This is a genomic window from Pseudomonas sp. NFACC24-1 (assembly GCF_900115235.1).
In the GTDB taxonomy this organism is placed as follows: Bacteria; Pseudomonadota; Gammaproteobacteria; order Pseudomonadales; family Pseudomonadaceae; genus Aquipseudomonas; species Aquipseudomonas fluorescens_AA.
In genome coordinates, this window is record NZ_FOVS01000051.1 from 1 (window position 1) to 19,820 (window position 19,820).

Genomic DNA, 19,820 nt, shown 5'->3' on the forward strand with positions numbered 1-19,820 from the left:
CGAGCAGTTCACATGGGAAGTCGTGGCCGGGGAGGGCAGTATCAATGGGCAAACCGGGTTATTCACCGCGCCCTCGACGATTACGCTGCCTTACAGCGTGGTGAAAATCAGTGTTTCCGAAGAGTTTTTCGATCACTTTGGCTACAGCATCATTCACTTGTCCGAGCATGCCCGACAGTCGCAATGGCACGCCCTGGATACCTTCGATTTCGAAGTCAGCACCTATCCTCCAACGGTGTATGCCAATGGCTTGCAACAGGCCAAGGTGATGGTGCGGGTTCAGCCTGCTGGCGATGGAGAGTTGTCGGAGAGTGAAATCGAGAGCATCAAGCTGGTTTCGGCAGAACAGAAAATCCCGTTGCCGGAAGTCGGTGAAGACGGAGTGCCCGAAGGTAATAAATGGTATTACACCGAGTCCGAGAATATCTATGAGCGGTACCCTCATCCCACACTGATTCAGGATGATCCTCCAAAAAGACCGAAGGGTATGGTGGTCAAGGAATTCTTTGTCCAATGCCACAAGGTTGAAGACCTGCGTATTGCCGCGATGTTGCGCAGCGACAACTATGAAACGTTCTATTCCAACCCGGGATCGGAAGGCGATGCGGACCATAGGGTCATCAATCTGCACGCTGTTGAACCGCCGATAGGCGGCACCATCGGAGGGGTGGTCTTAACATTTGGTGAGCCCGGGGGGGATTGGCCGATGCGTGTCGTTGGTGATAAGGACGATGAAAAAGATCTGACCACCCTGGACTACTACTATTTGAAACTACTGATTAACCAAAGACAGGTGCCTATAAAGAACATTCAGTTTGTCGGTAACTCGAGCATGGTGAGATGGGAAACTGACACCACGCTTGAGGATATCCATAGCATTACCGGATATGCCATCGCCGATGACCTGAACGATCAAGGAAAGATAATTCTGCATACCGATGAAATTCTCAAGAGACGCTTGGTCGGTCAACTCAATGCACCAGAGGAAACGGTCAGAGGTAATTTACTGCCAGGTGAAGTGTTGTTCAGTCTGCAGCGGCGTGAATATTGGCGGTATGACGGCTATGCCAAGTCCGATTTTGATAAAGCACTGGATGTTATCGTATTTGACAAATATGGCAACAGACACAGTGTGAAAATCGACTTCGATGGAACTAATCGAAACAAGCTCGCAATAGTTGGGCAACCCTAGATGGGTTACGGTGCGACCTATTAAAGGTCGCCCCGTTTAAATATTCCGCAGCTTCCGGAGAAGCACCATGTCAACCTCAACAACTATCCACTCCAACGCCTTCAACTTCCTGAGCTTCATCCTGAACCAAGTAGACCCGCGAACCGGGCAATACACGTGCGCTATCTCTCTGCCCGAACTCAAGGCCAATGATCTCAACGGCCCGGTCGTACCGCTGCAATTGAGCTTCAATCCGCTCAACGCCACCGACAGTGGTTTTGGCAAGGGCTGGAACCTGCAACTTTCGCAATACGATCCGAATCGGCGGATTCTCTCGTTGTACACCGGGGAAACCTTCAAGGCCTACCCCGGGCCCGATGGCATGGAGATCCCGGAGAAGAAGCTCGACTCCTTTCATTTCCACGACCTGGGCAACCAACGCTATCGGGTCGAGCATAAATCCGGGTTGGTGGAGATCCTCCAGGTGGGGCAGGGCCAGTTCGCCATGCCGGTGGAAATGCGCTCGCCCCAAGGCCATGGCGTGACCCTGGAATACACCGCCTTCGGTACCGATCCGTTGCTGAGCAAAGTCCGCAACGCTGATCTCACCGAGCTGATGAGCCTGGAGCGCAGTGGCAACACCCTGAAGGTCAAGCTGCACCCCGGCAGCAAGTACGAAGCGTTGTTCGTGCTGAATATCCTGGGGGGCGAGACAAAAAGCATCGTCCTGCCCACCGAGGACCAGGCGTCCTGGCGTTTCGAGTACATCCCGCTGAGCGGTCTGACCTTGCTCAAGGAGGTCCATACCCCCACCGGCGGCCATGAAACGGTCAGCTATTCGGGCTCGCCGCATGCGTTTCCCGGCCTGGGTGACCGGACATTGCCCCGGGTGCATTCGCACACCCGTGATCCGGGATTCGACCAGCCGCCCATCGAAACCCATTACGAGTACGACCGCACCGGCAATAACTTTCTCGGTTACGGCAGCGGCGTGATCTGGAGCGATGATGGCCTGGACAACCTTTATCACGACAACGTGATCAGAAACTACCAGTACGAAACCCGGGAAATTCTTTGGGACGCGGTCGCCGAGAAACCGATACGGACCACCCGCCGGGTGTTCAACCGGTTTCATCTGTTGGTGCTCGAAGAAGTCCTGCAAAAGGCCGGCAGCGCCAACGGGGATGACACCTTGTTGGTGACTGAGAACGAGTACCACGTCAATCCGCTGGACGACTTCAAGGATCAACCGAACTTTTTCCAACTGCCCAAGCGCGTCACCCAGACCTGGCGCCATGCCGCTGCCACCGTGCCGCGGCGCGAAGAGGTGGTCACCACCACCTATGACGATTTCGGCAACCTGCTGGAGCAGGTCAATGCCAATGGCGTGACTGAAACCAGCAGTTGGTACCTCGCCGGCGGCGAGGATGGCTGTCCGGCCGATCCGCAGGGTTTCGTGCGCAATATCAAAAGCAAGACCATTACCCCGGCGCCCTCGGGTTACGGTGCCGCACCGACTTTGCAGACCCGTTATCGCTACGCCGAATACCCCGGCCTCACGGGCACGCCGCCCTGGTTGGCCTTGAGCGAGGAAAACCTGTTCGAGGGTGATCAGGTTCGGCAACAGAGCGCCTTCACCTACATCAATGCGCCGGACGATGCCTTCGAACACGGGCGCAAGTTGCAGGATAAGGTGACCCTCAACGGCCTGGCGACTACCACCGACTACGTCTACAGCAAGACCCGCAACGCCCGCGCCGATGAAACCGTACTGCACACCGTCAACACCGTGCGGGGTTTTGACGGCGAGGAAAAGACGATTCGCCTGGAGCATTCACTGCTCAATGGCGAGCCGCTGCTCAGCCGCGATGACAACGACGTGGCGATTGCCACCGAATATGACCTGCTCGGTCGGGCGACCAAAGAAACCGTGGCCCCGGACACCCCCTACGAGGCCAGTCGTACCTACAGCTACACCCTGGTCAACGCGGTGGGCCAGCAGGCCCAGCAAAGCGCCATCGACGTCAAGGGGGTCGAGACCATCAGTTGGCTCGACGGGCACAACCGGGTGCTCAAGGAAACCCGTCGCGATGCCGATGGGCTGGGCGGCAATCCACAGGCGTTCCGCGAGATATACCGGGCGAGCTACAACCAGCTCGAACAGATGACCAGTGAAACCGTGATCGATTGGGAACGCGGCAAGGACGTGCCGCTCACCAGCCTCTTCAACTATGACGACTGGGGCGAACAGCGCAGTGTGATCCGCCCCGATGGGGTCGAGGAACACGAGGTCACCGACCCCATTCACCGCACCACCACGCAATGGCTCGAGGGCCAGGGCAAGACCGTCACCACCAACAACCTGTTCGACAAGCCCGACAGCGTCAAGCGCATCGACTGCAATGAGCAGCAGATCAGCGAGCATGTGTACCATTACGACGGGCTGGGGCGCACCGCCGAGGAATACGACGCGGCCGGCAACTGGACCCGTTATGAATATGATGCGTTCGACCGGATGACCAAGACGCTGTTGCCGGACAGCACCGAGGTCGAGCGCAAGTATGCGCTCCACAGCAGCGAAGACCTGCCGGTGGAGATCAATGTCAATGGAACGGTGCTCGGTGAGCAGGTCTTCGATGGCCTGGACCGGATGATCAAGTCGATTACCGGCGGGCGCGTAAGCGTCTATACCTTCGATCCGGGGCAACGCCAGCCGAAAAGCGTCAAGCGCCCCAGCGGTTTGGAAACTGCCTATGTCTACCGGCCGGAACTCGGCGAAGACCCGGAGCAGCGGATCGCCGTGGAAAGCACCGCGAACTACAGCTATGACGCGCAAAATGCCCGGCTGCTGAGCACTGAGGAGCAGGATCCGCAAGGCAACACCCATCGGTTGGTCCGCTCATACTTCAGCACCGGCGAAATAAAAAGCGAAAGCCGCGAACAGACCGGCCAGCCAACGCGGGTCATGCACTACGAGTACAGCCGCCAGGCGCGCCTGGTCAGCTACACCGATGTGCTCGAACAGACCCAGTCCTATGAGTACGACGACCATGCCCGGCTGATCGCCACCGAGCTGGGCACCACCCGTTCGACCTTTACCTACGACGATTGGGGGCAGCTCCAGGACATCGAGACCGTCGATGGCGGGCAGACATTGAACACTCATCTGGAGTACGACGATTTTGGTCGGGAGGTGCTGCGCCGTTTCGACTTGGGCGGTGGCGTGGTCCAGACCCTGACCCAGGTGTACGACGAGGTCGACCGGCTGACGCAGCGGACCTTGGAGCAGGGCGGAGAGACGCTGCGCGATGAAACCTATGGCTACGATATGCGTGGACGACTGGTGGACTACGCTTGTACCGGAAGCCAGGCGCCGGTAGACCCCTATGGCAAGACCATCAGGAGCCAGATGTTCGGTTTCGATGCCCAGGACAACCTGGACTTTGTTGAAACCACATTCGATGGCGGGCGCAATTCGAGTTACTACGAATACGGCAATCGGGACGACCCCTGCCAACTGACGGCGATTACCAACACCTTCCAGCCCGATTATCCGGCGCGACTGGAGTTCACCTATGACGCCGATGGCAACCTGCTGCAGGACGAGGCCGGGCGTATCCTTGAATACGACAGCCTGGGGCGGCTGATCAGTGTCAGCGCTTTGTCCGGCGAGTCGGGCAGTAGCTATCGCTACGATTCGCTGGATACCTTGAGCGAAAACAGCTCAGCGGGCGCCAATGAGTCACGGTTTTATCGGGAGGGGGAACTGGCCAATCAGTTGGTTGGGGTCGAGGGCAGTACGTTTGTACGTGCCGCTGGCATGGTGCTCGCCGAGCAGGCTGAAAGCGGGGGAAAGCCGTTACTGTTGGTCGTGGATGACAAGAACAGCGTACTGCGCGAAGTGAGTGGAGCAGCGGTCAACGATATTGCCTACAGCGCATATGGCCAGGAAAGCGCCGGGCACGCGATGGACACTTCGCTGGGGTTCAATGGCGAGCGGCGCGAGAAACATACTGGGCGTTATTTGCTGGGGAACGGCTATCGGGCTTATAGCCCGGTATTGAGGCGCTTCAATAGTCCGGATAACTTGAGCCCGTTTGAGGAGGGAGGGGTTAATGCGTATGCCTATTGTGAGGGGGATCCGGTTAATAATACTGATCCGAATGGGCACTTCGCGGGATTTGGTGCTCTGTTAGTCATCGCAGGAGGAGGTGCGATGATTTCTTCCTTTTTCGTGAAAGATAAAACCGCTAAAACTGTTTTGCTTGTGGGAGGGGCCGTTCTACTGGCTTTCGGGGCGGTAGGTGTGGGTGTGGGTTTTATTCAAAAAAATAGGGGTGGAACTTCGGGAAGGGAAATTACACGAAAGACGACTAAAAATGATTATCGGCGTGGAGCTATAGAAAGAGACGAAAAGAGCATCGCTCTTGGGAAAGAGTATAGACGGGTTGAAGCTGCCGAAGCTGCCAAGGCTGCCGAAGCTGCCACAGCTGCCAAAGTTGACAGAGCGATGGAAACAGTCTTCAGCACCCCTGCGGCCAGAATTAAAAACCCAGACAGAGCGCTCTCATTTTCTGAATACGGGGCTCAGACCGGTGCAGCGGCACCACGAGGGAGCAGTGCTTCTAACATTTCCACTCGATCAAGTACCGGAGGCGAAATGGGTGACATTCGGCGAGCAGGCAGCGCACCACAACTGAGTGGGGACAATGCGTCGTTGCCGGGTCTATTCGCTCATGTGAAGTTTCGGTTAACACGCAATATGCGCAGGGTGAGATTCGACGCTTGAAGTCACACCAATGAAACCGGAGAACTACGGTACTCCGGTTTCATTGGCGTCTTATTTCCAGCTCGCATACCCAGCTTGAAACGTCATTCCCAATCCTCTGCGAAATATCATCCCTCTCCCGCACCGCTGAAATTTCCCACAACAAATGCCTCCCTCTCCGACATCGACCTGTAAGAGAAATCCTTAAAGTCCGCCCCGCAATTCATCGTGGCTTCAAGCGATACCCGCAAGTCCCGAGTTTGCCCGTTAACGCCTGCTCAAGCCGAATCCAAGGCACAGGGCCGGTCTACGAAATACTTGCGCGCACCGCCGTCCGCACGGGGTTGTGGCGCGAGAAAACTCTACTTTTTCCCTACAGGTTCGATCCTCCATGAAGCAATCCTTTTTGGCACTCCCCCTTGGCCTGATGCTCGGCATGGCCGCCAGTTCGGCCTTTGCCACCACCGGCACCATCAATTTCGAGGGGATGATCACCGACATCACCTGCCCGATCGAGATCATCAACCCGGAAACCGGTGCGCCGGGCAACCTGGTACGTCTGGGCCGGGTTGCCAGCAGCCAGTTCGCGGCCATCGGTGATGAAGCCGGGCACCGTGATTTCGCCATGCGCGTCACCCCAGGCGCCGGTTGCACGGCGCCGACCAACGCCACCGTCAAGTTCACCGGCGTGCACGGTGCCACTGGCGCCGGCAACACCTTGCACGCCCTGCGTTCGGGCACCGGTTATGCCCGTGGTATCGGCCTCGCGATCATGGACAACAAGGGTGCGCTGATCAGCTATGGCGCCGACTCCACCGACTACCCGCTGGATGACACTTCCCCTACCGATATGCGCTTCACCGCGGCTTACAAATCCACCGCAGCGTCGGTGAGCACTGGTGCCGCCCAGGTTGAAGTTGCCTTTATCGTCAACATCACCTGATCTGCATCCCCCGGCGCCAGCCGGGGGACCTCGGTAAGCGCCTGGGTACTCTTGGAGTGCCCAGGCCCAAGGTATCCGTTTTATGTACAGCCTGAGCATCCCCACAGTTTTTTCCAAAGCGATCCGAGCCTGCCTGGTGGTTCTCGCACTGATCGTCCAGATTCCCGCCAGCCAGGCGGCCTTGAGCATCAACGGCACACGCCTGGTGTTCACCAGTGAACAGCGCAGTGCCGCATTGATCGTCAGCAACCCCAGCCAGCAGACCTATGCCGTGCAGACCTGGGTCAATACCGAGAGTGACGACACCACCACCGCCGTGCCGCTTATCGCTTCGCCGCCGTTGTTCCGCCTGGATCCGGGTAAGGAACAGCAGGTGCAGATCAACCGCCTGCCCAACGATCTGCCCGAGGATCGCGAGTCGCTGTTCTTCTTCAATGTCCAGGAAATTCCCCAGGCTGAGAACACGCAATCCAATGTGTTGAATATCGCCCTACGTACGCGAATCAAGGTGTTCCATCGCCCCGCCGGGCTTACGCAGAACCCGACGCTGCGCCTCAAGGACTTGCAATGGTCGATCAGGCAGGTTGAGGGTAAAACGCATTTGTGGGTGGACAATCCGAGCCCGTTCCATGTGTCTTTCCTGCGCATCGAAGTCAAGGGCAATGGCCAGCAACAGGCCTTCAGCAGCCCGGCCATGGCCTATCCGTTCTCCAGCCAGTCCTACCCGTTGGAAGGGATCAAGCCGGCCGCCGGACTGCAGGTGAGTTTCTCGACCGTGGACGACTATGGCGCGCATGTCAGCTCGGCGCCCATGGCGATCCAACTGCTTCCCTGACACGCCCCCGCACGACTATCGCTGGAAGACCACCATGACCCATGTACTTGCCCGCCGCCGGCCCTTGCGCCAGCGGCTCGCCCCTCTGTTTGTCCTTGGCGGAGCCGTTGGCGGGTTCGACGCCAAGCCCGCATCGGCGACCCAGGCGCTTGAATTCCAGTCCGGCTTCATGCATCAGGGCGGCACCGCCGGCACTCTGGCCCTTGAAGCTTTGACCCAGGGCCAGGCGCTCGTTCCGGGGCGCTATCGGGTGGCTGTCCAGATCAACCGCCATTACATCGGTGAGCGGGAACTGGATTTCAGTCTCGATCCCGACCAGCAAAGCCTCTCGCCTTGTCTGGATGCGGGGCTGCTGGAGCAGCTGGGTGTCAGGCTCGAGAGCCTGGTCTTGCCCCAGGACGCCAAATGTCTGGATCTACGGGCATTGATTGCCGATGCCCGCGTCGAGTTCGACGCCGGCAAGTTGTTGCTGTCGCTCTCGGTGCCGCAGATCGCCATGCGCCGTGACAGGATCGGACAGGTCGATCCCGAGCAGTGGGATGCCGGTATCAACGCGGCGTTCGTCAACTACCAGGTATCCGCCCAGCAAGGCACCAGTCGCTATCGCGGTTCTACCAGCAGCGATGACCTGTACCTCAACAGCGGCCTCAACCTGGGCGCCTGGCGATTGCGCAGCAATCATGCACTGCACCAGAACACCGACGGCCAGCGCGAATGGACCCAGGCTTATACCTATGCTCAGCGCGACCTGCCCGGTACCCGCGCCAACTTGACCCTGGGCAAGACCTTCACTGGCGGCGAGATTTTTCGCAGTGTGCCGATCACCGGGATGGTCGTTGCCTCCGACATGGGCATGCTGCCCGACCTGCAGCAGGGCTACGCGCCGATCATTCGCGGCGTGGCCCAGGCGCGCTCCAAGCTGGAAATCAAGCAGAACGGCTACCCGATCTACTCCACCTATGTCAGCGCCGGCCCCTATGAGATCGACGATCTGAGCACCGCTGGCGGCAGCGGCGAGCTGGAAGTGGTGTTGACCGCCGACGACGGGCAGGTCCAGCGTTTTATCCAACCCTATGCCACCTTGGGTAACTTGCTGCGCGAAGGGGTCTGGCGCTACAGCGCGACCCTGGGGCGTTACTCGGCCGCCAGCGGCCAGGACGATCCCTTGCTCTGGCAGGGCACCCTGGCCCTGGGCAGTGCCTGGAACACCACCTGGTATGGCGGGGTGATGGGCAGTGATTTCTACCGGGCCGGCAACCTGGGCCTGGCCCGGGACTGGGGCGGCCTTGGCGCCCTGGCCTTCGACCTCACCCATTCCAGCGCCGAGTCGGGACGTGGTGAGGGTGTGCAGGGCATGAGCTACGCGCTGAAATACAGCAAGGCCTTCCAGACCAGCACCAGCCTGCGTTTCGCCGGTTATCGCTACTCCACCGAAGGTTATCGGGATTTCGACGAAAGCGTGCGTGAGCGCAACCGCGACGGCAAGTTCGCCGGTAGCCGGCGTAGCCGCCTGGAAGCCGCGGTATTCCAGGACCTGGGGCGAACCAGCTCGGTCAACCTGACCCTCTCGCAAGACGACTACTGGGGTAATAATCCGCAACAGCGCCAGTTCCAGTTCAACCTCAGCACCCAGCACCGCAAGATCAGCTACAACCTGTTCGCCTCGCAGTCCCTGAGCGATGAACACAACGGCAGTCGTCGACAGGCCGGTTTGAGTATTTCCTTTCCCTTGGACTTCGGTCATTCGAACACCGCGACCCTGGGCTTCCAGGACAATGCCGGTCGCTACAGCCAGACCGCGCGCCTGACCGGCAGCGCCGATCAGAACCGGCTCAGCTATAGCACTGCGCTGAGCAACAGCGACGACAACCAGCGCTCGGCGACCTTGGCCCTCGGTTATCAAGCGCCCTTCGGCAGCGTGGGCGGTGGCTACACCCAGGGCAATGGCTATCGCAGCCTCTCACTGAATGCCAGTGGTGCGCTCCTGCTGCATGGCGATGGCCTTGAATGGGGTCCCTACCTGGGCGAAACCATGGGCTTGGTGGTGGTGCCCGACACCCCGGGCGTCGGCGTACTGAATGCCACCGGCGTGCGCACCAACGCCCAGGGCTACGCCCTGGCCCCGCATCTGCGTCCTTACCGGCAGAACCAGGTGGTGCTGCAAACCGATCAGTTGGATCCGGAGGTAGAGATCGACAACGGCGTGACCCATGTGGTGCCCCGACGCGGCGCCGTGGTCAAGGCCGCCTTTACCGCGCGCAAGGTCAACCGCCTGGTCTTGACGGGCCGCACCCCGGGGGGGCAGCCCTTGCCGTTTGGCGCCCAGGTCAGCGATGCCCGCGGCGAGCGGCTCGGCGTGGTTGGGCAGGCCGGGCAAGTCCTGCTGACCACCACGGCCGAACCACAGACGCTGGATGTGCGCTGGGGCAAGGAGCCCGGACAGCATTGCCAGCTGCAGATCGTGCCGCAAAGCATGGAACAGGCGCAAGGCTATCGGCTTCAGACACTCACCTGCACCGAGCCTTTGGCGCATTAATTTCCTTGCCGGGCGCCGCAACGCTGCGCGCGCCCTGATTCTTCAGGATTCGACAGATGAAATCAGCATCACGAGGATTGGCCGGGGTCGTTGCCTTGATCGCCGCCTGCCAGATCGAGGTGGCTGCGGCTGCCAGTTTTTGCCGTTGGGTTACTTCGGCCAGCAGCATGACTTTTCGCCTCGACGCAGGCAGTGTCTATGTGCCCAGGGACGCGGCGGCAGGGCATGTAATCGGTGAGTTCGACCGCAGCTTTTCCATGCCCAGTACCGAAGGCCAGATCATTCACTGTGAGAATGACCCGGGTTCGACGCTGACCTTCAACGCCGTCGCCAGCGCACCGCTGTTCCCTGGTACCTTGCCGCCGGTCAATGGCGAAGACGTCAACGGTAAGGTGTTCATGACCGGGATCGACGGCATCGGGGCGCGTATCAAGTTGCAGCATCCGTTCGATGGTGTCGCCGCCGATGCCTTCGTTCCGATTACCGAGCCGACCGTTCCCTTCAATGCCTTGCTCAGCGCCGCCGTGCCCAATACCGCACCGCTGCGTATCGACCAGCTTCGCGGCAAGCTGACGCTGATCAAGACCGGGCCCATTGCGCCTGGCCCGCATACCTTCGACAAGGCCTTGTTCGGCACGCGCTTTTCCAATATTGGCAACGGCTTCGACTTCCAGTTGAGCGGCACGGTGCTCCAGGCTCAGTGCGGCGTCTCCAGCGTCAGCGCCAACCCGGTGCCGTTGGGCGACTGGCGCACCTCGGACTTCGGCGCGCCCGACACGGCCACCCCGGCGGTGCCGTTCAATATCACTCTGGGCAACTGCGACGCCGATCCCGGCGACATCAATATCGCCTGGGCCAATATTCGCCTGGAAACCACCAACGGCTCGGTGCCGATCCCCGGCGTGGAAGGCGGGTTTACCTTGGGCACCGGTTCGACGGCCAGTGGCGTCGGCATCCAGGTTCTCAAGGCCGACGGGGTGACCCCGGTGGCCCTGCAGCAGGAGGTTCCGCTGGCGGCGATTTCACCGGGGACTACCGTTCTCGACTTGAGTGCGCGTCTCTATCAGACGGACCCACGGGTTGTTGCTGGGGTGGTGAAGGGGGCGTTGAATTTTACGATCAGTTTTCATTGAGGATGAAGCTTCCTGATGCAAGTGGGCTCCCGCAGGCTTGCGCCGTTCACCGAAGTTGGTTCGAAAGGCGCGGGCTTGCTGACGATAGGGCCTATGACCGCACTTGACGTTGTAGATGTTCATGTACGCATGTTGCCATTCTGACGTCGCAGTATCGGTCTACCTGTATGTCGTCTTATGCGTGCATTTTCCAGAGTAGTTATTCGAGCATGTTCGGCTTCAAGAGCTCGGATCTCTTGCTCTTGTTGTAACGCGCGTATGCGCTCCCTCTCCCGTGTTGCGCCAGGCCAATAGTCTTTGCGTTCCTTGGGAGCTGTGCCTGTGAGTTTATTTTGAGTCTTGCGCGGAAGGGCAGTAGGCGGGCTATGCGCGGTGATAGGAGCACTAACTTCAGGGTGGCTCTTAAAGAGTGAGCCATACGGCGATGCTTTTTCAGGATGAACGAAGCTCATCGTGTCACTATTAAAGGCTATTTTTTTCCTCGAATCTGTCAAGTGTGTGCTCGAGCGCCCACCAAACGACACGTATCCCGCACCAAGTCCTGATGCCGCGCTAATAACCAGAAGCGCCGTGCCGACAGCTGGATCCTTTTTCATCACCGCTAGAGCAGCAATGCCACTGATAATAGACGTTGCGGTCAATGCGCCCGTAGGTGTTGCCAAGCGGCCCAAGAGTGCCCCACCCAAGCTGAAGATCGCCAGATGCCCGGTTGGGTCCCGGTAATTAATCGGATCCCCCACGCAATAGGCATACGGATTCAAGCCACCCCGATCAAACGGGCTTGATCTGTCTGGGCTATGAAATCGTCTCAGCACCGGATTATAGGCTCTATAGCCGTTGCCTAGGATGTACCAGCCAGGTTCATACTCTCGAAGTTCTCCGTTGAAACCCAGATGAGTCGAGGGCGGTTCATTCATTGGCCGGTAACCGTAGGCGCAGTAGGCCACTTGCTTGATATCGATCGAGCTGACTTGAGCCAGAATCGATTGGTTCTGATCGGTCGCGAAAAGGATTGCTTGCGGTTTGTTTTCAATGGGCATGGACTGGCTTCCCCGGGGCGCGGCGTGACCGTGTCCAGTATCGGATCTGTGCTGCAAGAACGGTACTAGCAGAACAGATAGGGTGACTGACTTGTGGTTTTAGCTTTGTTTGGTTGCCAGACCTGTTACTTCTTACAGTAGGCAGATCGGCCGGGAAAACCGACACTGACGGTCAGGTTGTTTACCCTACAGGTATCAAGGTCATGTCCAGCCCACGGCTTATTCCGCTGGTCAGATACCACTACGACTCGCTGGATCGTTTGCTCGACTGCGCGCCCGTCGATCAGCCGGTCCAGCAGCGGTTCTATCAAAGAAATCGTTTGGCGAGTGAGATTCACGGGCAGGTCCGCCACTCGTATTTCCAGCAGCCCGATAGCGTGCTTGCGCAACGGCGGCATCACGGTGAAATCGACGAGACAACGTTACTCGCCAGCGATCTTCAGCGCTCAGTGTTGCATGCATTGAACCGCAGTCAGCACCAGGCCATGACCTATGCACCTTATGGGTACCGGCCGACATCGAGCGGGCAGCTCAGTTTGTTGGGGTTTGATGGCGAACGTGCCGATCCGATAACCGGCCACTATTTATTGGGCAACGGTTACAGGGCGTTCAATCCATGGCTAATGCGTTTTAACAGCCCGGATTCGATGAGTCCGTTTGCAAGCGGCGGGTTAAACGCTTATGCGTACTGTGGGGGGGATCCAGTCGGCCGAGTCGACCCGTCGGGGCATGTGTTCAAGATCGCGGCTTCATTGTTGGGGCTCGTGACGGTCGGCCTGTCCGTGGGCGCTGTTTTTACTGATGGGATGACACGTATGACATTGGTCATAGCTGCGTCATTGAACGGTGCAATGGGCGTAGGGTCGCTGTTTGCCGCAGTTCGGCCTCCTCGATATGTTGTTGGGCGCGGCAGGTCCACCGTGATAGGACAGAGGCCGGGTACTCCGATACCGCGTACTGCTTCGGTGGCGTCTCTCCCCCGTTATGATCAGATAGTTAACAACCAGCCCCGGGCCTCGGATGTCGTCAGCCTGAATGACGATGTTCCACTACCCAGTTATGCGGAGGCTATAGCGAAAGAGACGAGTAGAGGAGCACCACCAGAATATGCAGATATTGAAATGTCGGTTCTCCCCGGACGTCTCCCTGGCTCTGCGGCTTCGAACGACGTGCCACCGCCTCCGGAGAATGCGCGAAGGATCCGAAACAATTGATGGGTAACGCTTAAGCAGGGTTCGAGACTGCTACGAACACTGGACAGCTGGCTCGACTGCGCACCCGCCAGAGCGCTTCGATGAGTTTGAACACCCATGTTCGTGCGCCCTGCAGGCGAGCCGATCTTGTCAAATCAGGAAGTCTTTTCAGAATTTGCGTGGACGTAGGGTTTATCAATCAAACCCAGCTCCAACGCCTTGAAGGCCGCAGTCCAACGTGAGCTCACACCGAATTTCCGACGAATGTTGGAAAAGTGATAATTCACACCGGCTTCGCTGCAGTTGACGATCTGGCTGATCTCCCAGGAAGACTTGCCGGCGGCGCTCCACTGCAGGACCTCTGTTTCCTTGCGCGTGAGTTTTACTGCTGCCTGTTGTTGCGAAGGCTCAGGCTGGAAACCGCCTTGGGCAGATGAAGGATGGGGCGCGATGGGGTCGGAGCGATACATGACAAAACTCCCGTATACGATGAATGACGGCGTGGGGAGCGCCAAACCCTGTTTCATACGAACCGGGTGTCGCGAGCGCGTTCAAGTCCCTTGGCCAAAGCTGTCGGTACAGGCTCGTTATAGCGCGGTTTGGAGGCGTTGAAACCTGTAAGAAATAACAGGAGCGAGTGAATGGTTTCTTTGAATCGGCGCGCACTGCGGCGAAAATCTCGATTTAAAAATTGCATTCGCTCTATCCCGGGTATATACACGCACCATGCTTCCTTCCCAATGTCTGTGCATCAACCTGCGTCGTGCCGCCCGTGGCGTCAGCAGGTATTACGACGGCGCCCTCGATGGCTTCGGAATCAACGTTGCCCAGTATTCTTTGCTGAGCAACCTGGCGCGCCTGGACCAGCCGAGCATTTCTTCCCTGGCCGAGGCCATGGGCCTGGACCGCAGCACCCTGGGGCGTAATCTGCGGGTGCTGGAAGGCGAGGGTCTGGTGAGGCTGGCCGAAGGTGAAGACCTGCGTAACCGCATCGTCGAGCTGACCGAAACCGGGCGCGCCCGGTTGGCAGCGGCGTTGCCGGCCTGGGAAGCGGCGCAACAACGATTGATCGATAAGCTGGGCGCCGAGAAGCGCACGGCATTGCTGGCCTTGCTGGACGAACTGGCGTAGAGCCGGTTCGTTCGACTACAAGCGGGTATATACCCGCGAGCGGAGAATAAGAATGACATCGATGTGGCGTACCTGTGGTTGGGTCCTGGTGGGCAGCGCGCTGATCCTGGCGTTGTCCCTGGGCGTGCGACATGGCTTCGGCCTGTTCCTCGCGCCCATGAGTGCCGAGTTCGGCTGGGGCCGTGAGGTATTCGCCTTCGCCATTGCCTTGCAGAACCTGATCTGGGGCCTGGCGCAGCCTTTCACCGGCGCGCTGGCCGACCGCTTCGGTGCGGCGAAAGTGGTGCTGATCGGTGGTGTGCTCTACGCACTCGGCCTGGTGTTCATGGGCATGGCGGATTCGCCTTGGTCGCTGTCGTTGAGTGCGGGCCTGTTGATTGGCATCGGTCTGTCGGGCACGTCGTTCTCGGTGATCCTCGGCGTGGTCGGACGGGCCGTGCCGCCGGAAAAACGCAGCATGGGCATGGGCATCGCCAGTGCCGCCGGTTCCTTCGGCCAGTTCGCCATGCTGCCCGGTACGCTGGGGTTGATCGGCTGGCTCGGTTGGTCGGCGGCGTTGTTGGCACTGGGGCTGCTGGTGGCGTTGATCGTGCCGCTGGTGAGCATGCTCAAGGATGCACCGTTGCCGGTGGCCGGCCACGAGCAGACCCTGGCCGAGGCCTTGCGCGAGGCGTGCAGCCATTCCGGGTTCTGGCTGCTGGCGGTTGGCTTTTTTGTCTGCGGTTTCCAGGTGGTGTTCATTGGCGTGCATTTGCCGGCGTACCTGGTGGACCAACACCTGCCCGCCAGCGTCGGCACCACCGTGCTGGCCTTGGTCGGGTTGTTCAATATCTTCGGCACCTACACCGCTGGTTGGCTGGGCGGACGCATGTCCAAGCCCCGCCTGTTGACCGGGTTGTACCTGCTGCGGGCCGTGGTGATCGGCTTGTTCCTGTGGCTGCCGGTGACCACCACCACGGCGTACCTGTTTGGCATGGCAATGGGCTTGCTGTGGCTGTCGACGGTACCGTTGACCAATGGCACGGTAGCGACCCTGTTTGGTGTGCGAAATCTGTCGATGCTGGGTGGGATCGTGTTCCTGTTCCACCAGTTGGGCTCGTTCCTCGGTGGTTGGTTGGGCGGTGTGGTGTATGACCGCACCGGCAGCTATGACTTGATCTGGCAGGTATCGATCCTGCTCAGCCTGCTGGCGGCGGCGTTGAACTGGCCGGTGCGTGAACGGCCGGTGGCGCGCCTGCAAGTCCAGGTCGGTGCGACATGAGTCGCGTCGGCCCGTGGTTGATCGCTGTCGGCGCCGGCCTGTTGCTGGCGTTCGCCTGGTGGGGCTGGCAGCAGGGCGGGTTGGCCTTGATGCAGTTGGGCATGGGTGCGTGTTGAACAATGGACGGCGGTGGGCGTGGCAGAGTAACGTCGTGGCCTGACATGCTTTAAGGAAATACCGCCATGTTGATGCGTTGGTTTGCTGTTCCCGCCCTGTTGCTGGCTGTGACCGGGCAAGTCTGGGCCGCCGATTGCCCGCCGTTGCTGGAGGGGGCTTTGCCCAAGCTGCGGGCCAAGGAAACCATCGATTTGTGCCAGCGCTTTGCCGGCAAGCCTCTGGTGGTGGTGAACACCGCCAGCTTCTGTGGGTTCGCCCCGCAATTCAAGGGCCTCGAGGCGCTCAACCAGCGCTACAAGGACCAAGGCTTACAAGTGCTGGGCGTACCCTCCAATGACTTCAAGCAGGAATCCAAGGACGGGGCCGAAACCGCCAAGGTCTGCTACGTCAATTACGGTGTGACCTTCACCATGACCGAACCGCAGCCGGTGCGGGGTGCGGATGCGATACCGCTGTTCAAGCACCTGGCTGAACAATCCGGCGCGCCGAAATGGAATTTCTACAAGTACGTGGTGGACCGACAGGGCAAGGTCGTTGGCAGTTTTTCCAGCCGGATCAAGCCTGACGATCCCGACTTCATCAAGGCGGTAGAGGCGGCCATCGCCTCCAAGCCCTGACGCCTGCCACGAAAAAGCCCCGCCTCTTTGCAGAGTGCGGGGCTTTTTTTCGCTTCAGTTGGCGAGGGGTTCAGGTTCGCCGTGAAACATCAGAAGCGGTAGGTTGCACCGACACCGAAGCCGTTGGCGCTGTTTTCGTATTTGGCGTCGTAGGACTGGCCGAGGGCATTGCTGCCGCTGACGTTGACTTTTTCTTCCTTGAGGTAGGAATAAGCCACGTCGATGGTCAGGTCGTCGGTTGGGCTCCAGCCGGCACCCAGGCTGAAGATGGTCCGGTCGCCTGTAGGAATACGCGGCGAGCGGTCAGCGTTGTTGGTCGGGGCCTGGTCGAAGGTCAGGCCGGTACGCAGTACCCACTGCTTGTTCAATTGGTAGGAGGTACCGATGGCGTAGGCCCAGGTGTCGTGCCAGTTCTGTTCTTCAGTAATGGAACTGAAGAAGCCAGGCGCGAAAGCACCGCCCGTTGCAGGCGTCACACCGTCATTGTTCACGGTGATTTCTTTCAGGCGGCTCCAACGCGTCCAGGTGCTGCCCGCGTAGACGGTCCAGGCATCATTGATTTGCTGGGTGACCGAAAAGTCCACCGATTCAGGCGTGGTGATATCCAGCGAAGCATCGTAGCGCGCGCCATTCAGCAGGCTGGGAGGTGTGCCAGCCCCAGGACTGATTTCGGTGTGGCCTTCGAGCTTGTACTTGACCTTGGAGTGATAGGTCAGGCCGACACGGGTGGTGTCGGTCGCCTGGACCAGCAGGCCGATGTTGTAGCCGTAGCCTATGTCGTCGCCCTTGATCTTCACGCTGCCGTCATTCGGCGACAGGGGAGAGGTCAGATCCGATTCCAGGGCGCCGGAAAGACGGTTGATGGTCGGGCCGAAACCGATCGATACCTTGTCGTTGAAGGCATAGCTGACGGTTGGCTGGAAAGTGACGACCTTCACTTCGCTCTTGCTGCCGAAGTTACGGCCCTGGAAGCCATTTTCGTAATCGGTGATCAAGCCAAACGGCGCGTAGACACCCAGGCCGAAAGCCCACTGATCATCGATAGGCTTGACGTAGTAGCCCATCGGAACGCCGGTGAGCGGAACCATGTCGCCCTTGTTGGTGCCGGACTGGGTACCGCTGGCATCGTCGATATCGGTGGAAGCGTCGATGGCGGCGAAGCCACCAGTGACTTGCTGGCGCTTGAGGCGCGACATGCCGGCAGGGTTGCCAAACACGGTGCTGGCGTCATCGGCAGAAGAGGAACGACCTGCGAAACCAGTGCCCATGCCACTGATGCTTTGTTCGTTCAAGGCAAAGCCACTGGCGAAAAGTTGCGTGGATGCCAAGGTAACGGCAAGGCCAAGGGTGGTTTTGAGCATCATTTTTTTCATTGTTAGAACTCCTGGTGATCACCGGGGCGAAAATTACCAACATTTTCCCTCAAGCGCTATAGCCTGTATGGCTTGATTTAGAGCGGTTTTGTAGGACAATCCGACCAGATTCGCGAACATTGTAGGAAGTTTCCAAATTTCCCATTCAGCAAGCGACCTGATTCAGCGGCGAAACACAGCGTTGCCAGGCGCAGGTGAAATCTCGCAGGCGCCCTTGGGGATGAAAGGTCTGGCGCCAGATGCGGGCCATGCCCAGCAGGTCGTCGGCGTCGGGAAGCGGGGTATTCTGTTCCTCCACCAGCAGCCAGGCGATGGCCGTGGCGTAGCGCAAATTGACGGTCAATTCCAGGTGCGGGCCGCTGAGAAAGGCGTGCTGGCTGGCCAGGCCGCGCACCAGGCTGGCCCGTTCCGGATCTCGTGCCAGGTAATGGTCCCAGAGTGCCTGGTGGCGGGGCTCGGTAATGCGATACAGGCCATGTCCGCGTCGATCATGCAGGGCTGAACCCAGGGCGGACTGGCTGGCGGCAATGCCCAGCAACAAGGATTCCGCGGTTGCGCTATGACACTCAAGGTAGAGGAGCGTCGGGCGGATCACATATCGACACAGTTCGCTGGCAGCGATACCCATAAAACCCTCGAAGTGTGAAAAGGGCGGAGCCTGAAGAGTGTGGGCTTGGCAGCGGTGGATCGGTCCAGGCCCCGCCGGAAGCGGATCATGCCGCTTGACTTGAAGTGTAGTGTCATATTCCCGCTGTAAAGGACTGTTTTTAAAACATCTTCAGCGAACGGTTATAACTGTTATATCCCTTGGTGCTTACGCCGTTTCGCTTCATCGAGAAATTTCGGGCAACAAAAAGCCCCGCTTTCTGGGCGGGGCCTTTGGGGTTTCAGCCTTTCTGGCGTCTCAGGCAACCAGTGCCTGGCGAGTACGCTCGATCACGGCCTGCAGCGGTTCGGCGCTGGAGTACTGGTCGGGGTACAGGCGTTCGCTGTGACGGGCGATGCCGTGTTCGTTGACCAGCGTGAAGCTGAAGCAGCCTTTGCGAGCGGCCATGATCAGGCAGTTCATTGGTGCAAAAGCGTTGGTGAGGGTGCGGATAGCATCCTGTGCGTGGATTTGAGTAGACATGTTATGGGTGTTCCTGCAAATGACACGGTTAAGAACCGTGCAACGTTAAAACGTTCCAGTAACGTCGACCACCATTGGTCGAACGAAGAACCCGACTGGAACAAAGCAGCCAGTTTGAGCGCTGTATAAGTGCGCGCTTGGGCTGGCAGGTAGGTACTTAGGAGGGCAGGCAACACATCGAGGGCAAAGGTTCTGGGCCCGGGGTGAAGATCCTGATCAATTTTGCAGGTTGGTTCGGTCAGAGTAAGGAGCCTGGCAACACCCTTTGCATTCGATCAAAGGCTGTGTTTGTGCAAGATTTACCTGGAAACCATCGAGGGGGCCGGTCTCCTTTTTTCGGTGAGACGTCCTTGGGAGGATGGCTGACCGTGGAGATGTGTTCGACCCGGAATTGACTTTCAGCTTGGTACTAACGTTGCGGATACTAACGGATCGAACCCGTGAAGGGAAGGGTGTTGGTTAAAAAATATTCAAGTAGACACTCAATCGCTGTGGAGGGCATGCCGTAGCACAGGAGCCGATGCTTGCAAGTGCGCCCACGCCACCGGTGCTGCATGCACGGCCAGAGGTTAT

16 protein-coding genes are annotated in these 19,820 nt (G+C 59.0%); 10 read left to right on the plus strand and 6 right to left on the minus strand.

Features of this window, described 5'->3' with window-relative positions:
- The 5 genes from BM317_RS30800 to BM317_RS28305 form a co-directional block, all read left to right on the plus strand.
- The coding region (locus BM317_RS30800) for a hypothetical protein (protein WP_092175723.1) at nucleotides 1-1,192 on the plus strand (1,192 nt) is incomplete at its 5' end.
- Nucleotides 1,193-1,259: 67 nt separating this feature from the next.
- Entirely contained in the window at nucleotides 1,260-5,960 is a 4,701-nt protein-coding gene (locus tag BM317_RS28290; RefSeq protein WP_092477067.1) for an RHS repeat domain-containing protein, read from the plus strand.
- A gap of 370 nt (nucleotides 5,961-6,330) precedes the next feature.
- Nucleotides 6,331-6,882, plus strand: a complete 552-nt coding sequence (locus BM317_RS28295; RefSeq protein WP_092175715.1) for a fimbrial protein — start codon at nucleotides 6,331-6,333, stop codon at nucleotides 6,880-6,882.
- An 82-nt stretch (nucleotides 6,883-6,964) separates the two neighbouring features.
- Nucleotides 6,965-7,717, plus strand: a complete 753-nt coding sequence (locus BM317_RS28300) for a fimbrial biogenesis chaperone (RefSeq protein ID WP_092477069.1) — start codon at nucleotides 6,965-6,967, stop codon at nucleotides 7,715-7,717.
- A 34-nt stretch (nucleotides 7,718-7,751) separates the two neighbouring features.
- Nucleotides 7,752-10,253 (plus strand): fimbria/pilus outer membrane usher protein, encoded by a 2,502-nt coding sequence (locus BM317_RS28305; protein ID WP_092477071.1) that lies wholly within the window; start codon nucleotides 7,752-7,754, stop codon nucleotides 10,251-10,253.
- Here the strand turns inward: BM317_RS28305 and BM317_RS30805 are convergent.
- Nucleotides 10,225-10,422 carry a hypothetical protein gene (locus BM317_RS30805; RefSeq protein WP_170842388.1) on the minus strand — a complete coding sequence of 66 codons (198 nt, stop codon included), beginning with the start codon at nucleotides 10,420-10,422 and terminating at the stop codon, nucleotides 10,225-10,227. The two genes, BM317_RS28305 and BM317_RS30805, sit on opposite strands and share 29 nt — an antisense overlap.
- On the opposite strand from BM317_RS30805, the gene BM317_RS28310 reads away from it, so the two are divergent.
- Entirely contained in the window at nucleotides 10,421-11,386 is a 966-nt protein-coding gene (locus BM317_RS28310; protein WP_170866286.1) for a fimbrial protein, read from the plus strand. The genes BM317_RS30805 and BM317_RS28310 overlap by 2 nt on opposite strands.
- A 119-nt stretch (nucleotides 11,387-11,505) precedes the next feature.
- Here BM317_RS28310 and BM317_RS28315 read toward each other — a convergent pair whose 3' ends face one another.
- Nucleotides 11,506-12,426: an RHS repeat-associated core domain-containing protein gene (locus tag BM317_RS28315; RefSeq protein ID WP_092175700.1), complete on the minus strand. Its 921-nt coding sequence runs from the start codon at nucleotides 12,424-12,426 to the stop codon at nucleotides 11,506-11,508.
- Between the two features lie 203 nt (nucleotides 12,427-12,629).
- Here BM317_RS28315 and BM317_RS28320 point away from each other — a divergent pair, with 203 nt between their 5' ends.
- Entirely contained in the window at nucleotides 12,630-13,640 is a 1,011-nt protein-coding gene (locus tag BM317_RS28320) for an RHS repeat-associated core domain-containing protein (RefSeq protein ID WP_092175697.1), read from the plus strand.
- Between the two features lie 134 nt (nucleotides 13,641-13,774).
- On the opposite strand, the gene BM317_RS28325 is transcribed toward BM317_RS28320, so the two are convergent.
- Entirely contained in the window at nucleotides 13,775-14,089 is a 315-nt protein-coding gene (locus BM317_RS28325) for a helix-turn-helix transcriptional regulator (protein WP_092175694.1), read from the minus strand.
- A gap of 256 nt (nucleotides 14,090-14,345) precedes the next feature.
- On the opposite strand from BM317_RS28325, the gene BM317_RS28330 reads away from it, so the two are divergent.
- The 3 genes from BM317_RS28330 (at nucleotide 14,346) to BM317_RS28340 (ending at nucleotide 16,745) form a co-directional block, all read left to right on the plus strand.
- Nucleotides 14,346-14,750 carry a MarR family winged helix-turn-helix transcriptional regulator gene (locus BM317_RS28330; protein ID WP_092175691.1) on the plus strand — a complete coding sequence of 135 codons (405 nt, stop codon included), beginning with the start codon at nucleotides 14,346-14,348 and terminating at the stop codon, nucleotides 14,748-14,750.
- A 52-nt stretch (nucleotides 14,751-14,802) separates the two neighbouring features.
- A complete protein-coding gene (locus BM317_RS28335) occupies nucleotides 14,803-16,011 on the plus strand; it encodes an MFS transporter (RefSeq protein ID WP_092175687.1) in 1,209 nt (402 codons plus the stop codon).
- A 182-nt stretch (nucleotides 16,012-16,193) separates the two neighbouring features.
- Nucleotides 16,194-16,745: a glutathione peroxidase gene (locus BM317_RS28340; protein WP_092175683.1), complete on the plus strand. Its 552-nt coding sequence runs from the start codon at nucleotides 16,194-16,196 to the stop codon at nucleotides 16,743-16,745.
- Nucleotides 16,746-16,834: 89 nt separating this feature from the next.
- On the opposite strand, the gene BM317_RS28345 is transcribed toward BM317_RS28340, so the two are convergent.
- The 3 genes from BM317_RS28345 to BM317_RS28355 all read right to left on the minus strand — a co-directional run bounded on the left by BM317_RS28345 (nucleotide 16,835) and on the right by BM317_RS28355 (nucleotide 19,247).
- Nucleotides 16,835-18,118, minus strand: coding sequence for an OmpP1/FadL family transporter (locus BM317_RS28345; RefSeq protein ID WP_092175679.1), 1,284 nt, complete (start codon nucleotides 18,116-18,118; stop codon nucleotides 16,835-16,837).
- Nucleotides 18,119-18,263: 145 nt separating this feature from the next.
- Nucleotides 18,264-18,746 carry a hypothetical protein gene (locus tag BM317_RS28350; RefSeq protein ID WP_072406577.1) on the minus strand — a complete coding sequence of 161 codons (483 nt, stop codon included), beginning with the start codon at nucleotides 18,744-18,746 and terminating at the stop codon, nucleotides 18,264-18,266.
- 276 nt (nucleotides 18,747-19,022) lie between these two features.
- Nucleotides 19,023-19,247 (minus strand): hypothetical protein, encoded by a 225-nt coding sequence (locus tag BM317_RS28355; RefSeq protein ID WP_003204606.1) that lies wholly within the window; start codon nucleotides 19,245-19,247, stop codon nucleotides 19,023-19,025.
- Nucleotides 19,248-19,820: the final 573 nt, after the last annotated feature.

What these genes read in the sequence shown, in the direction of transcription:
- BM317_RS28290 (WP_092477067.1), top strand. Translation starts at nt 1,260, where the DNA reads ATGTCAACCTCAACAACTATCCACTCCAACGCCTTCAACTTCCTGAGC.
- BM317_RS28295 (WP_092175715.1), top strand. Translation starts at nt 6,331, where the DNA reads ATGAAGCAATCCTTTTTGGCACTCCCCCTTGGCCTGATGCTCGGCATG.
- BM317_RS28300 (WP_092477069.1), top strand. Translation starts at nt 6,965, where the DNA reads ATGTACAGCCTGAGCATCCCCACAGTTTTTTCCAAAGCGATCCGAGCC.
- BM317_RS28305 (WP_092477071.1), top strand. Translation starts at nt 7,752, where the DNA reads ATGACCCATGTACTTGCCCGCCGCCGGCCCTTGCGCCAGCGGCTCGCC.
- BM317_RS28310 (WP_170866286.1), top strand. Translation starts at nt 10,421, where the DNA reads ATGACTTTTCGCCTCGACGCAGGCAGTGTCTATGTGCCCAGGGACGCG.
- BM317_RS30805 (WP_170842388.1), bottom strand. Translation starts at nt 10,422, where the DNA reads ATGCTGCTGGCCGAAGTAACCCAACGGCAAAAACTGGCAGCCGCAGCC.
- BM317_RS28315 (WP_092175700.1), bottom strand. Translation starts at nt 12,426, where the DNA reads ATGCCCATTGAAAACAAACCGCAAGCAATCCTTTTCGCGACCGATCAG.
- BM317_RS28320 (WP_092175697.1), top strand. Translation starts at nt 12,630, where the DNA reads ATGTCCAGCCCACGGCTTATTCCGCTGGTCAGATACCACTACGACTCG.
- BM317_RS28325 (WP_092175694.1), bottom strand. Translation starts at nt 14,089, where the DNA reads ATGTATCGCTCCGACCCCATCGCGCCCCATCCTTCATCTGCCCAAGGC.
- BM317_RS28330 (WP_092175691.1), top strand. Translation starts at nt 14,346, where the DNA reads ATGCTTCCTTCCCAATGTCTGTGCATCAACCTGCGTCGTGCCGCCCGT.
- BM317_RS28335 (WP_092175687.1), top strand. Translation starts at nt 14,803, where the DNA reads ATGACATCGATGTGGCGTACCTGTGGTTGGGTCCTGGTGGGCAGCGCG.
- BM317_RS28340 (WP_092175683.1), top strand. Translation starts at nt 16,194, where the DNA reads ATGTTGATGCGTTGGTTTGCTGTTCCCGCCCTGTTGCTGGCTGTGACC.
- BM317_RS28345 (WP_092175679.1), bottom strand. Translation starts at nt 18,118, where the DNA reads ATGAAAAAAATGATGCTCAAAACCACCCTTGGCCTTGCCGTTACCTTG.
- BM317_RS28350 (WP_072406577.1), bottom strand. Translation starts at nt 18,746, where the DNA reads ATGGGTATCGCTGCCAGCGAACTGTGTCGATATGTGATCCGCCCGACG.
- BM317_RS28355 (WP_003204606.1), bottom strand. Translation starts at nt 19,247, where the DNA reads ATGTCTACTCAAATCCACGCACAGGATGCTATCCGCACCCTCACCAAC.